The 11,652-nt window shown below is 71.5% G+C and carries 12 protein-coding genes; 6 read left to right on the forward strand and 6 right to left on the reverse strand.

The window, feature by feature from the left end; genetic code table 11:
- Window positions 1–8 precede the first annotated feature (8 nt).
- Window positions 9–1,184, reverse strand: coding sequence for a cytochrome P450 (locus AB0C28_RS53180; RefSeq protein ID WP_357860479.1), 1,176 nt, complete (start codon window positions 1,182–1,184; stop codon window positions 9–11).
- 45 nt (window positions 1,185–1,229) lie between these two features.
- Here AB0C28_RS53180 and dhaK point away from each other — a divergent pair, with 45 nt between their 5' ends.
- The 3 genes from dhaK to AB0C28_RS53195 all read left to right on the forward strand — a co-directional run bounded on the left by dhaK (window position 1,230) and on the right by AB0C28_RS53195 (window position 3,400).
- The gene (gene dhaK / locus AB0C28_RS53185; protein ID WP_357860482.1) at window positions 1,230–2,210 is read left to right on the forward strand and encodes a dihydroxyacetone kinase subunit DhaK; all 981 of its coding nucleotides are present in this window, start codon (window positions 1,230–1,232) and stop codon (window positions 2,208–2,210) included.
- Window positions 2,210–2,827: a dihydroxyacetone kinase subunit DhaL gene (dhaL, locus tag AB0C28_RS53190; protein WP_357860484.1), complete on the forward strand. Its 618-nt coding sequence runs from the start codon at window positions 2,210–2,212 to the stop codon at window positions 2,825–2,827. Before dhaK ends, dhaL begins: the two co-directional genes overlap by 1 nt.
- A 198-nt stretch (window positions 2,828–3,025) precedes the next feature.
- On the forward strand, window positions 3,026–3,400 hold the full coding sequence (locus AB0C28_RS53195; protein ID WP_358084804.1) for a phosphoenolpyruvate--protein phosphotransferase: 375 nt from the start codon (window positions 3,026–3,028) through the stop codon (window positions 3,398–3,400).
- 89 nt (window positions 3,401–3,489) lie between these two features.
- Here AB0C28_RS53195 and AB0C28_RS53200 read toward each other — a convergent pair whose 3' ends face one another.
- The 5 genes from AB0C28_RS53200 to AB0C28_RS53220 all read right to left on the reverse strand — a co-directional run bounded on the left by AB0C28_RS53200 (window position 3,490) and on the right by AB0C28_RS53220 (window position 8,307).
- Window positions 3,490–5,259, reverse strand: coding sequence for a thiamine pyrophosphate-binding protein (locus AB0C28_RS53200; protein WP_358084759.1), 1,770 nt, complete (start codon window positions 5,257–5,259; stop codon window positions 3,490–3,492).
- Window positions 5,256–6,029: a cyclase family protein gene (locus AB0C28_RS53205; RefSeq protein ID WP_358084762.1), complete on the reverse strand. Its 774-nt coding sequence runs from the start codon at window positions 6,027–6,029 to the stop codon at window positions 5,256–5,258. The genes AB0C28_RS53200 and AB0C28_RS53205 overlap by 4 nt, the downstream gene beginning before the upstream one ends.
- A 64-nt stretch (window positions 6,030–6,093) precedes the next feature.
- Window positions 6,094–6,993 (reverse strand): endo alpha-1,4 polygalactosaminidase, encoded by a 900-nt coding sequence (locus AB0C28_RS53210; protein ID WP_358084765.1) that lies wholly within the window; start codon window positions 6,991–6,993, stop codon window positions 6,094–6,096.
- A 207-nt stretch (window positions 6,994–7,200) separates the two neighbouring features.
- Window positions 7,201–7,845: a hypothetical protein gene (locus AB0C28_RS53215; protein ID WP_357860499.1), complete on the reverse strand. Its 645-nt coding sequence runs from the start codon at window positions 7,843–7,845 to the stop codon at window positions 7,201–7,203.
- A gap of 33 nt (window positions 7,846–7,878) precedes the next feature.
- Window positions 7,879–8,307, reverse strand: coding sequence for a CBS domain-containing protein (locus AB0C28_RS53220; protein WP_357860502.1), 429 nt, complete (start codon window positions 8,305–8,307; stop codon window positions 7,879–7,881).
- Window positions 8,308–8,448: 141 nt separating this feature from the next.
- On the opposite strand from AB0C28_RS53220, the gene AB0C28_RS53225 reads away from it, so the two are divergent.
- The 3 genes from AB0C28_RS53225 (at window position 8,449) to AB0C28_RS53235 (ending at window position 11,652) form a co-directional block, all read left to right on the forward strand.
- Window positions 8,449–9,840 carry an aminopeptidase P family protein gene (locus tag AB0C28_RS53225; protein ID WP_358084767.1) on the forward strand — a complete coding sequence of 464 codons (1,392 nt, stop codon included), beginning with the start codon at window positions 8,449–8,451 and terminating at the stop codon, window positions 9,838–9,840.
- A 152-nt stretch (window positions 9,841–9,992) separates the two neighbouring features.
- Window positions 9,993–10,784 carry an ABC transporter permease gene (locus tag AB0C28_RS53230; RefSeq protein ID WP_357860508.1) on the forward strand — a complete coding sequence of 264 codons (792 nt, stop codon included), beginning with the start codon at window positions 9,993–9,995 and terminating at the stop codon, window positions 10,782–10,784.
- Window positions 10,785–10,797: 13 nt separating this feature from the next.
- Window positions 10,798–11,652, forward strand: a complete 855-nt coding sequence (locus tag AB0C28_RS53235; protein ID WP_357860511.1) for an ABC transporter permease — start codon at window positions 10,798–10,800, stop codon at window positions 11,650–11,652.

Genomic DNA, 11,652 nt, shown 5'->3' on the forward strand with positions numbered 1-11,652 from the left:
TAACGTACTCAGGCGGGTTTCACGGACGTCGGGAGGCTGACCATGCCCCTGACGTTGCCGTGCGCGGTCCTCCTGATGCCGGCCGGGTCGATGTCGTAGCCGGGCGAGACGGCCTTCGTCAGCTCCTCCAGCGCCACCCGGGCCTCCAGCCGGGCGAGGGGGCCGCCGAGGCAGTAGTGGCGGCCGACGCCGAAGCTGAGCGAACGGGCGGTGTCGCGGCTCAGGTCATAGACGCCCGCGTCGGGGAAGACCCGTTCGTCGCGGTTGGCCGAGCCGATCAGCAGCCACATCTTGGCGTTCTCCGGGACGCGGACGCCGTACCACTCGCTCTCGCGAGTGAGACGGCGGGCGGTGCCGTGGGCCGGGGTGTCGTAACGCAGCGACTCCTCCATCCACGGCGTGATCGCCCCGCCGAAGGCGGCGGCGCGCTGGTCCGGGTTGCGCCACGCCCAGTACCAGGCGGCGCTGAGCAGGTGGGTGGTGGTCTCCGCGCCCGCGCCGATGAGCAGGAACAGGAACGCCACGATGTCGTCGTCGGTCAGTTCGTCATCCGCGACGAGGACGGAGACGAGGTCGTCGCGCGGGTCGGCCCGGCGTTCCGCGATGATCGAGGCGTAGTAGCCGGCCAGGGAGACCAGGCTCTTGAGCCCGTCGTCGGCCGCGCCGCTGTCGAGGGCGTACCCGATCAGAGCGCTGAAGTCGCGGCGTACGCCCGCGCGCTCGGACGGTGACACGCCCACCAGCTCGGAGATCACGTCCAGCGGCAGCCTGGCCGCGATGTCGCGGGCGAAGTCGAACGTCCCCCGATCCACCGCCCGGACGATGTGCTCGCGCGCGATCTCCCTGATCATGGGCTCCAGGGCGGCGACCCGGCGCGGGGTGAAGCCCTTGGAGATGGCCGCGCGCATCCGGGTGTGCTCGGGCGGGTCCATCGCCACGAACGACAGGAACCTGCGTGCCTCGGGACCCGAGGCGCCCGCCTCCAGCATGGGGCCGTGGTCGCTGGACAGCAGCGCGCTGTCGGCGAGGGCGGCCGAGACATCGGCGTGCCGGGACAGCGCCCAGAAACCGAGCTCGGCGTTGTGGTAGAGCGGCGCTTCCGCCCTCAGTCGCGCGTAGACGGGATAGGGGTCGGCGTTGGTCTCGGCGTCGAAGGGGCTGTAGACGATATCCACTCCGCTCACGCTACGACGCTTGCGCGGTCGTGAAAACGGGCAGATGTTTTGACCATGAAGAAGCTGCTCAACACGGCAGAATCCGTCGTTGAAGACGCGCTGAACGGCATGGCCGCGGCCCACCCCTCGCTGCGGATCCGCGACCACGTGGTCTACCGGGCGCAGGGCCCGCGCCGCGGGAAGGTGGGCCTGGTCTCCGGCGGCGGCTCCGGCCACGAGCCGCTGCACGTCGGTTTCGTCGGTCACGGCATGCTCGACGCCGCCTGCGCCGGCGAGATCTTCACCTCGCCGGTGCCCGATCCGATCATCGAGGCGACCATGGGGGTCGACGGCGGCGCCGGGGTGCTGCACATCGTCAAGAACTACACCGGCGACGTGCTCAACTTCGAGATGGCCGCCGAGCTGGTCGAGGGCGTCGAGGTGGCGAGCGTGCTGGTGGACGACGACGTCGCCGTCCAGGACTCGCTCTACACGGCCGGCCGCCGCGGCACCGGGGCGACGCTGTTCGTGGAGAAGATCGCGGGGGCGCTGGCCGAGGAGGGCGCGCCGCTGGCCGAGGTCGCGGCCGTCGCGCAGGAGGTGGACGAGCGCAGCAGGTCCTTCGGCATCGCCCTGACCTCCTGCACCACCCCGTCCGCCGGCAAGCCCACCTTCGACCTGCCGGAGACGGAGGTGGAGCTGGGCATCGGCATCCACGGCGAGCCGGGGCGGGCCAGGGTGCCGCTGGCGCCGGCGCGCGAGCTGGCCGGGGTGGCGATGGAGGCCGTCCACCGCGACCAGCCGCTGCGGGGCGACCTGCTGGTCATGGTCAACGGCATGGGCGGGACGCCGCTCATGGAGCTGTACGTCGTGTTCGCGGAGGTGGCCGCGTTCATCAAGGGCAAGGGAGCCCGGGTGACGCGCTCGCTGGTGGGTAATTACGTGACGAGTCTGGACATGCAGGGCTTCTCGGTCTCGGTCTGCCTGCTGGACGACGCGCTGACCCGGTTGTGGGACGCGCCGGTCGAGACGCCCGCGCTGCGCTGGGGGCGCTGATGGACACCGACCTGTTCGTGGCCTGGTTCGAGGAGACGGCCCGGCTCGTACGCGAGGAGCGCGACCGCCTGACCCGGCTCGACGCGGCCATCGGCGACGCCGACCACGGCACCAACCTCGACCGCGGCCTCACCGAGGTCTGCAAGGCCCTGGCCGACTCCGCGCCGGAGTCGCCGGCGGACGTGCTGACGACGGCGGGCACGACGCTGATCCGCCGGGTCGGCGGCGCCTCAGGGCCCCTGTACGGATCGGTGTTCCGGCAGATGGGCAAGGCGCTGCTGACGCCGGTGACGCTGGCCGGGTTCTCGGCGGCGTTCGAGGCGGGGGTGGTGGCCGTCGAGCGGCTCGGCAAGGCGGCTCTGGGCGACAAGACCATGGTGGACGCCCTCGCGCCGGCCTCCCGTGCGCTGGCGCTGGCCGTACGCGACGGCGTGAGTGTCAGGGAGGCGCTCGACCAGGCGGCCCGCGCGGCGGCCGAGGGCGCCAAGGCGACGATCCCGATGCAGGCGCGCAAGGGGCGGGCCAGCTACCTGGGCGAGCGCAGCATCGGGCACGAGGATCCGGGGGCGGCCTCGGCGGTGCTGTTCATGACGGCGCTCGCCACCGTGGCGGGATAGGCCCGTGACCGGACGGACTGTCGCGGGACGGGCTGCTGGGAAACGGGCTGTTGGGGGACGGGCTGTTGGGGGACGGGCTGTTGGGGGACGGGCTGTTGGGGGACGGGCCGCTGCTGGAGAGGCCGCCGGGGGAGGCACTGCTGCTGGAGAGGCCGCCGCGGGGCGGGCTGCCGCTGGACGGGCTGCGGAGGCGGTGTGATGGTGGGCGTGGTGCTGATCTCGCACAGTGCCGGGCTGGCGGCCGAGGCGATGGCCCTGGCCCTCGGGATCGCAGGGCAGGACGCCCCCGTGGCGGCGGCAGGCGGGACCGAGGACAACGGGCTGGGCACCTGCTTCGACCGCGTGGAGGCGGCGGTGCGCAGCGTCGACCGAGGCCACGGGGTGGTGCTCATCCCCGACCTGGGCAGCTCGGTGCTGACCGCCCGGCTGCTGGAGGTGGAGGAGCGGGTCGTGGTGGCGGACGTGCCGTTCGTGGAGGGCGCGATCGCGGCCGCGGTGGCGGCGGGCGCGGGCTCGTCGCTGGCCGAGGTGCTGGAGGCGGCCGAGGAGTCCCGCGCCTTCCGCAAGCTCTGATCAGCCCCCCCGCGAATCTGCGCCCCTCGACACCGGGGCCCTCGAAACCAGGGCGCTTGCATCGGGGCCCTTGGATCAGGCCCCCTGGTTCAGTGGCCCTTGAACGCCTCCTCCAGCCACCACGAGCCGCGTTCCCGTGTCACCTTGGCCTGCACCAGCAGCGGGCGGTCCCGCTCGCCCGCGACCCACTCCGCCACGCCCGCCAGATCGCCAGGCCCGGTGACGGTCACGGCGGCCAGGCCGTGGCCCCGGGCGATGGCGGCCAGGTCGGCCGGGGGAAAGCGGACCGTGTCCAGCGGGTGGCCGTGCGGGCCGAAGTGGTGCACCTCGGCGCCGTACGCCTCGTCGTCGTACACCACGATCACCATCGGCAGGCCGAGCCTGACCACGGTCTCCAGCTCGGCCAGCCCCATGAGCGCGCCGCCGTCGCCGAGCGCGGCCACCGGCAGCCGGTCGGGGCGGGCCACGGCTGCGCCGATGGCGGTCGCCAGGCCGAGCCCGATCGACTGGAACGCCTGGGTGAAGCAGAACCCGTTCTCGTCGGGGACGTCGAGGAACATCGACGGATATCCCATGAAATTTCCGGAGTCGATGGCGACGATCCGGTCCTGGGGCAGGAGGTCGTCGAGGGCGATGGTGAGCGTCCTGGGGTCGATCCGGCCGCCGCCGCTCTCGTCCTCGTACGGGACCGCCCGCCAGCGCCCCTCGGCCTCGATACGCCGGGCGAGCTCCGGCGAACGATAACCCTGCGCGCCGGCCCGCACCTGGGCGGTCAGCGACCTGGCCACCTCCGCCACGTCGCCCACCACGCCCACGTCGGCGGGCACATGCGTCTTGAGCGCCGCCGGGTCGAGGTCCACCTTCGCCACGCGCGTGCCGGGCGAGATCAGGGAGCCGTGCCGGGTGGTCCACATGTTCAGGGCGCAGCCCCAGCCGACGACGAGGTCGGCGTCGCGGATCAGCTCGGCCGTCAGGGGCGTGGCGAACCCGCCGGAGACGTCGAGGTCCCACGGGCTGCCGCGGAAGAGCCCCTTGGCCACGGCGGAGGTCGCCAGCAGGGCGCCGGTCCGCTCGGCCAGCTCCTCCAGCTCCCGCCGGGCCCGCCGGGCACCCCGCCCGGCGATGAACACCGGCCGCCGCGCCGTCTCCAGTGCCCGCACCAGCTCCAGCAGTCCGATTTCCGCCGGCGGCACCTCCGTGGAGGACGACGGCTCCGGCCCGGTAGCCGGCGCCTCGGTGGACGGCCCGGTAAAGGCGGTGGCGGGCTTGGTGGATGCGGTGGCGGGCGATCCGGGCGGTGCGGTGACGGACCGGCCGGTCGCTGTGGTGAGGAGGTGCGTGGTCTGGGCTGTCAGGGTGGCAGGGTCCAGGTCGGGGCAGGGGGTGGACTGGACGTCGAGCGGCAGGTTCAGGACGACCGTGCGACGATCCCCCACGGCCACCTGATACGCCCGTACCACCTGCTCCACCACGTCCGCAGCGGCCGTGACCCGCATCGCCACCGCGCCCACCGCGACGGCCAGGGCCGGCTGGTCGATGTGGAAGTTCGACTGGGGCTCCGTGGCCTCGCCGGCCAGGACGATCAGCGGCGTGCGGCTCTTGGCCGCCTCGGTGATGCCGGTCATCGCGTTGGTGAGCCCCGGCCCCTGGTGCACCGACACGATGCCGACCCGGCCGCTCATCCTGGCGTAGGCGTCGGCCATGGTGGCGGCCCCGCCCTCGTGGCGGGCGGCGACGAAGCGCACGCCGGCCGCCACGAGGGCGTTGGTGACGTGGAAGTTGCCGCTGCCGACCACCCCGAAGGCGGTCCCGGCCCCGCACGCGGCCAGGACCCGGCCCACGGCCTCGGCGACGATCAACGCTCGACCAGGGCGAGCACGCGCACGGGGCTGCCCGAGCCGCCCTCGATGGGCAGCGGCGGCGCGACCACGACGGAGCCGGTCACCGGCAGGCGGTCGAGGTTGCGCAGCTGGGTGAGGCCGTACTTGCCCGCGCCGAGCAGGAAGGAGTGGCACGGGAACGGCGGGTCGAAGGAGTGGGCCGCGCCCGCGTCGGTGCCCACGGTCTCGACGCCGAGCCCGAGGATGGGGGTCTCGGCGGCCAGCCACTGGGCGCATTCGACCGAGATGCCGGGCGTGTGGGGGCCGGTCTCGTCGGCGTTCAGGAAGGCGGCCTGGTCGGCGGAGCGGGCGTCCCAGCCGGTGCGGTAGAGCAGCCAGCCGCCCTCGGGGAGCGGGCCGTTGGCCCGCTCCCACTCCTTGACGTGGTCGATCTGGAGAAGGAAGTCGGGGTCCTTCGACGCCTCCGCGGCCAGGTCGAGCACCACGGCGGGCGCGATGAGGCTGCGCGCGGGCACCTGGGAGACGTCCTCGCCGTCGCGGGCGGTGACCCAGTGCACGGGGGCATCGAAGTGGGTGCCGGTGTGCTCGCCGGTGTGGATGTCGTTCCAGTACCAGGCCGGGCCGCGATCGTCGTACCGGCTGATCTCCTCCAGCCGGAACGGGATCGTGTTGCCGAACGGCTCGGGCAGCTGCAGGATCGGCGTCTGCGCCGTCAGCGGAGCGGTGAGGTCGATCACCTCGATCGCCCCGTTGCGCACGCTGTCCACAAAGCTCTGCAACACCGACATGTCTTCCTCCTTGGTGGGCTGAGCGCATCCTCCTACGCTCGCCCTACCAGTGCAAACGCCTGTGTTACCGGCAGGCCACGCGGTAGCCGTCCAGGTCGTAGGTCTTCTTCAGCGAGTTGAAGTTCTGGGCGTTGGACTTCGCGCAGAACTTGGACGTGGCCAGGTTGTACTCGACCTGGAACACGGCCTTGCCGGCCTTGACGAACTGGTCGTAGCCGTACGAACCGCCGTTCTGGGCGGTGGTGCACTCGGAGTGCTCCCAGCACTCCTCGTTGATCGCGAAGTCGAAGTACGGCAGCAGTTGCGGGATCTGCGCGACGTCGTTCTTCAGCGCCACCGACAGCCCGCGCTTGTGCGCCTCGTTGGCGAACCAGGCGTTGTAGGCGAGCTGGTCGGCGGCGGTGAGCGGGAAGCCGGTGTCGTTGGTGTAGCCGTCGACGTTGTCGGGCTCGACGGCGTCGAACCCGGCCGCCTTGCACATGTCGAGCCGGTCCTTCATGATCGCGCCGAGCTCGCCGGTGTAGTGGCGGATGTCCAGCCACCGCTCGCCCTCCCAGTCCTCCAGCGGGTCGCCGAGGACCGCGGCGGGGAAGCGGCCGGCGTCGGGGCGCCAGTCCTCGTACGTGCCGGCGCTGACGTAGCAGACGACGCGACGGCCTGGTTTGCCGGCCTTGAGGGACTGGACAATGGTGCCGGAGTCGGCGGCGTCGAAGCCGTCGATGTCGAACATTTGCACGTCGGGGTACGGCTTCTTCGGCAGGGCGATGAGCTGCCAGTCCCAGCTCGTGTTGAGCGCGGGCTTCCAGCAGCCGTTGCACGCGACCGGGCTGGGCAGCGCGGCGGCCCCGGAAGGGGCCTGTAAGGCGGCGGAGGCGGCCCCGCTGGCTGCTGGGGCGGTGGTGAGGGAGGTGACGACGGTGACGGCCGCCAGGGCGGCGGCGGAGATGAGAGCGGACAGACGCATGGACACTCCTCGCGAACGAAAACGGTTCGGGATCGGTGGCTACGCGTGCTGTTCCGCACTCTCCGTCCTGCGTCCTGGCCAGGGACGCCGGAGTGGCGTGGCCCATGACCGCAGGGCGTCACGCCAGCACGCTGGGGCGTGCCTCCTTTCTGCCGGTGAGCAGAATTGCGCGTTTCTGCGCTGTTGTCCAGAGTTTCCGGCAGAAAGTTACGCCTTGCTCCACTCGACGCAACCCCCGGTCTGGAACGCCTTGTCCGTGGCCAGGATGGTGACGCTGGCGGGCCCCGTCGGCATGCCGGAGGCGATGACGTCGCCGGTCGTGCTCTTCAGCCTGGCCCAGTAGCAGAGCGGGAACCCGGCGGTGGGGCCGGTGGTGCGGTAGGTGCCGGGCTGGATGTCGGTGCCGACGACGAGGGTGCGCAGGGTGGCGCCGTTCAGCGCGGGCGTCGTCGCGTTGCCGCTTCCGGGCGGGGTGGTCTGCCCGGGAGGCGTCGCGGGCGAGGTCTGTCCGGGCGGCGTCTGGCCCGGCGGCGTCTGACCCGGCGGGGTCTGCCCGGGTTGTGTCTGGCCCGGGAGCGTCTGACCAGGCGTGGACTGCGGGTCCTGGGGCGGCGTCGCGGTGGGCGCGCCGGTCTCCGGCACGCCGGTCGGGCTCTCCTCGACCGTCACCGTGACCCGCGGCGCCGGCTCCTCGGCGGACGTCGTCTGCGCGCCGAACCCGACGAGGACGCCCAGCAGGAAGCCCAGCAGGGCGGCGAGCCCGGAGACGAGCACGATGATCGGCGGGCTGCTCGTGGCCCGGGGGTACTCAGGTACCCGCTGATGGTCAGGAGGGGGCGGCCCGTACATCACGGACCAAGGGTCCCATCCCTGTCAACGATGCTGTCAACGATGCAGGTAGTCGACGAGCGACGCCTTCTCCGTCTCCAGTTCCTCGATCGTGCTCTTGACCACGTCGCCGATGCTGACGATGCCGACCAGCCGGCCGCCGTCGACCACCGGCATGTGCCGGAAGCGCTGCGTGGTCATGGTCTGCCTGAGCGAGTCGACGTTCTCCCCGGGACCGACCGTGGTCACCTCGGTGGTCATGATCGAGGAGACCGGGGCGTCGAGGATCGCGGCGCCGCGGTCGTGCAGGCGCCGGACCACGTCGCGCTCGGAGACGATCCCCTCGATGGTGATCCCGTCGGAGGAGACGACGACGGCGCCGATGTTGTGCTCGGCGAGCTGGGCGAGCAGCTCGCGTACTGTGGCCGCGGGCGTCACGGTCGTCACGTCACTGCCCTTGCCACGAAGGATCGTCCCGATGAGCATGTGCACCACCACCTCTTGCCCTCAGTGTTCCAAGCTTGCGTCCAGGCAAACAACCCCTCGGGCCCGGAGTCAAGCGGTCCCGTAGGCTGCTCCCTGTACTGGATCACGACATCAACCGACATACCACTCAAGGAACGCTCCATGGCCGAGGCGCTCAACATCGGAAGCCACGATCTGCCCGTCACCGACGAACTGGCCGCGTTCATGCGCACCGGCTGGGCCCCACAGAAAACGGGGCAGGACGCCCCTCGGCCGATCGCCCCGTGGGCGGCCAAGCGGCGGGCCGCGCTGGCGCAGCGGTTCCCGGGTGAGCGGCTGGTGATCCCCGCGGGCACGCTGAAGGTGCGCAGCAACGACAGCGACTTCCGGTTCCGGCCGCACAGCGCGTACGCGTACCTGACCGGGGCGAGCGAGTCGGACGACGTGCTGGTGATCGAGCCGTCCGGCGAGGCGGTGCTGTACGTCAGGCCGCGCGCCCCGCGCGAGGAGGGCCAGGAGTTCTACCGCGACCGCCGCTACGGCGAGTTCTGGGCCGGACCGCGCCCCGACCTGGCCGAGGCGGCGGCGCTCTACCAGGTCGAGTGCGCCCACATCCGCGACCTTGAGCTCGGCCGCCCCGCCCGGGTGCTGCGGGGTGTGGACGCCTCCGTGGACGCCGCCGTCCCCAGGGGCGAGGGTGACGCGGAGCTGGAGTCGTTCCTGTCGGAGCTGCGGCTGGTCAAGGACGAGTGGGAGGTCGGCGAGCTGCAGTCGGCCGTGGACGCGACCGCGCGCGGCTTCGAGGACGTCGTACGCGCGCTCCCCCAGGCGTTCGGCCACCCGCGCGGCGAGCGCTACCTGGAGGGCGTCTTCGGCCTGCGGGCCAGGCTGGAAGGCAACGCGACCGGCTACGACAGCATCGTGGCCGCCGGGGCGCACGCCTGCGTGCTGCACTGGATCCGCAACGACGGCCCGCTCGGCCGCGGCAACCTGCTGCTGATGGACGCGGGCGTCGAGTCCGACACGCTCTACACGGCCGACGTCACCCGCACCTTCCCGCTGTCGGGCCGCTTCGGGAGTGTGCAGCGGCAGGCGTACGAGCTGGTCTACCAGGCGCAGGAGGCGGCCATCGCCACGCTGCGGCCCGGCGCCCGCTTCCGTGACTTCCACCTGGCGGCCATGCGGGTGATCTGCGAGGGGCTGCGCGACTGGGGCCTGCTGAAGGAGAGCGTCGACACGCTCATGGAGACGGGCCTGTACCGGCGCTACACGCTATGCAGCAGCGGCCACATGCTTGGTCTCGACGTGCACGACTGCGCCAAGTCGCGGGCCGAGGTCTACCTGGACGGCGTGCTGGAGGAGGGCAACGTGCTGACCGTGGAGCCCGGCCTGTACTTCCAGCCGGACGACCTGACGCTGCCGGAGGAGCTGCGCGGCATGGGCATCCGGATCGAGGACGACCTGGTGATCACCTCCGACGGGGCCCGCCTGATGTCGTCCGCGCTCCCCCGCGACCCGGACGGGATCGAGTCCTGGATGAACGGCCTGCTGTAGCAGGAGAGCGCTGTAACGGAGCGGTCACGTTTCGTACGTGGCTGACAAGGCGCGGCCCCGCCCTCATACCTTTTCCGCAAATTCCCGCCAAGCCATGGCCTACTGGACAACCCGTCAGTAGGGTTGCCAATCCGTAGGCGGCGGAGGTGGTGATGGCCTGGTCCGGGTACGTCGGACGCCGCGCCGGCTCGGCCCTCGGCCAGGTCGGAGACCTGTTCGTCATCGTCCTGGAGGGCCTGCGCCGGAGCTGGGACGTCAGGCGCTGGTGGTGGGAGTTCGTCGACCAGTGCTGGTTCCTGGCCCGCATCACCAGCGTCCCCGTGCTCCTGGTCTCCCTGCCGCTCGGCGCGACCGTGGCGCTGCAGGTGGGTGAGCTGGCCCGGCAGCTCGGCGCCGGCTCGGCCACCGGCAGCGCCGTCTTCGTCGGCCTCATCCGCGAGGTGGCGCCGCTGGCCAGCGCGCTGCTGATCGCCGGGGCCGGCGGCAGCGCCATGACCTCCGACATCGGCGCCCGCCACATCCGCGACGAGCTGAGCGCGATGGAGGTCATGTCGGTCAACCCGATCCACCGCCTGGTCACGCCGCGCATGTGGGCGGCCAGCACGATCGCGGTGTGCCTGTGCCCGCTGGTCATCCTGGCGGGCGCGACCGGCGGCTACTTCTTCAACGTGATCGTGCAGGGCGTCACGCCTGGCGCGTACTTCGAGGGCGCGCTGTCCCTGGTGGTGGCCTCCGACCTGTACGTGACGCTGTTCAAGGCGTGGATCTTCGGCTTCATCGCGGCCGGGGTGGCCTGCTACAAGGGCATGACGTGCGCGACCAGCCCGGTGGGCGTGGGACGGGCGGTCAACCAGGCGACCGTGGTGACGTTCATGCTGGTGTTCACGTTCAACTACGTGATCTCGGCCGTGTACTTCCTGGCCTACCCGCCGAGGTCGCTGTGATGGTGACCTGCTGATGGCGACGCGGACGGCCGGCCTCAGACTCGCCCTCAGGGGTCGGGACGCCGCCGAGCGGTTCGCGGCCCTGGCCGACTGGCCGCTGTTCGTGTGGAAGGTCCTGTTCTACTCCGTCCGCGACGTCGTGCTGCGGCTCAGGTACGGCAAGGTCGTCCTGCGCCAGGTCAGCGATGTCGTGGTGGGCGTCGGCGCCACCGTCATCGGCGGCGGCATGGTCTTCGTGGTGTTCACGATGGCGTTCGTCGTGGGCGCGACCGTGGGGCTGCAGGGCTACCAGGGGCTGCAGGCCATCGGCGCGGAGTCGTTCATGGGCCTGGTCGGCAGCTTCGCCAACGTTCGCGAGATCACCCCGATCATCGCGGCCACGGCGCTGGCGGCGCAGGTCGGCTCGTCGTTCACGGCGGAGCTCGGCGCGATGCGGATCTCGGAGGAGATCGACGCGCTGGAGGTGATGGGCATCAACGCCTTCACCTACCTGATCTGCACCCGGGTCGTGGCGGCGCTGCTGGCGCTGGTGCCGATCTACCTGATCGCGCTGTTCGCCAGCTTCTTCGCCACCCGGCTCATGTGCACGGTGCTGTTCGGGCTGGCGCCCGGCGTCTACGACTACTACTTCTACCTGTACCTGCCGGTCAGCGACATCCTGTTCAGCGTCGCCAAGGTCGCCGTGTTCGCCTTCGCCGTCATCGTCATCCACTGCTTCCACGGCTTCAACGCCACCGGCGGGCCCGTGGGCGTGGGGGTGGCGGCGGGAAGGGCCATCCGCCAGTCGATCGTCACGATCGTGCTGCTCAACCTGCTGCTGTCGTACCTGTTCTGGGGCGCCGGCGGCAACATACCGCTGACGGGGTGA

Origin of the sequence: Nonomuraea sp. NPDC048892 (assembly GCF_040649735.1) — a bacterium.
Lineage (GTDB): Bacteria > Actinomycetota > Actinomycetes > Streptosporangiales > Streptosporangiaceae > Nonomuraea > Nonomuraea maheshkhaliensis.

Excerpts from the sequence above, each read along its gene's own strand:
- dhaK (WP_357860482.1), top strand. The coding sequence starts at position 1,230 with ATGAAGAAGCTGCTCAACACGGCAGAATCCGTCGTTGAAGACGCGCTG.
- dhaL (WP_357860484.1), top strand. The coding sequence starts at position 2,210 with ATGGACACCGACCTGTTCGTGGCCTGGTTCGAGGAGACGGCCCGGCTC.
- AB0C28_RS53195 (WP_358084804.1), top strand. The coding sequence starts at position 3,026 with ATGGTGGGCGTGGTGCTGATCTCGCACAGTGCCGGGCTGGCGGCCGAG.
- AB0C28_RS53205 (WP_358084762.1), bottom strand. The coding sequence starts at position 6,029 with ATGTCGGTGTTGCAGAGCTTTGTGGACAGCGTGCGCAACGGGGCGATC.
- AB0C28_RS53210 (WP_358084765.1), bottom strand. The coding sequence starts at position 6,993 with ATGCGTCTGTCCGCTCTCATCTCCGCCGCCGCCCTGGCGGCCGTCACC.
- AB0C28_RS53220 (WP_357860502.1), bottom strand. The coding sequence starts at position 8,307 with ATGCTCATCGGGACGATCCTTCGTGGCAAGGGCAGTGACGTGACGACC.
- AB0C28_RS53225 (WP_358084767.1), top strand. The coding sequence starts at position 8,449 with ATGGCCGAGGCGCTCAACATCGGAAGCCACGATCTGCCCGTCACCGAC.
- AB0C28_RS53230 (WP_357860508.1), top strand. The coding sequence starts at position 9,993 with ATGGCCTGGTCCGGGTACGTCGGACGCCGCGCCGGCTCGGCCCTCGGC.
- AB0C28_RS53235 (WP_357860511.1), top strand. The coding sequence starts at position 10,798 with ATGGCGACGCGGACGGCCGGCCTCAGACTCGCCCTCAGGGGTCGGGAC.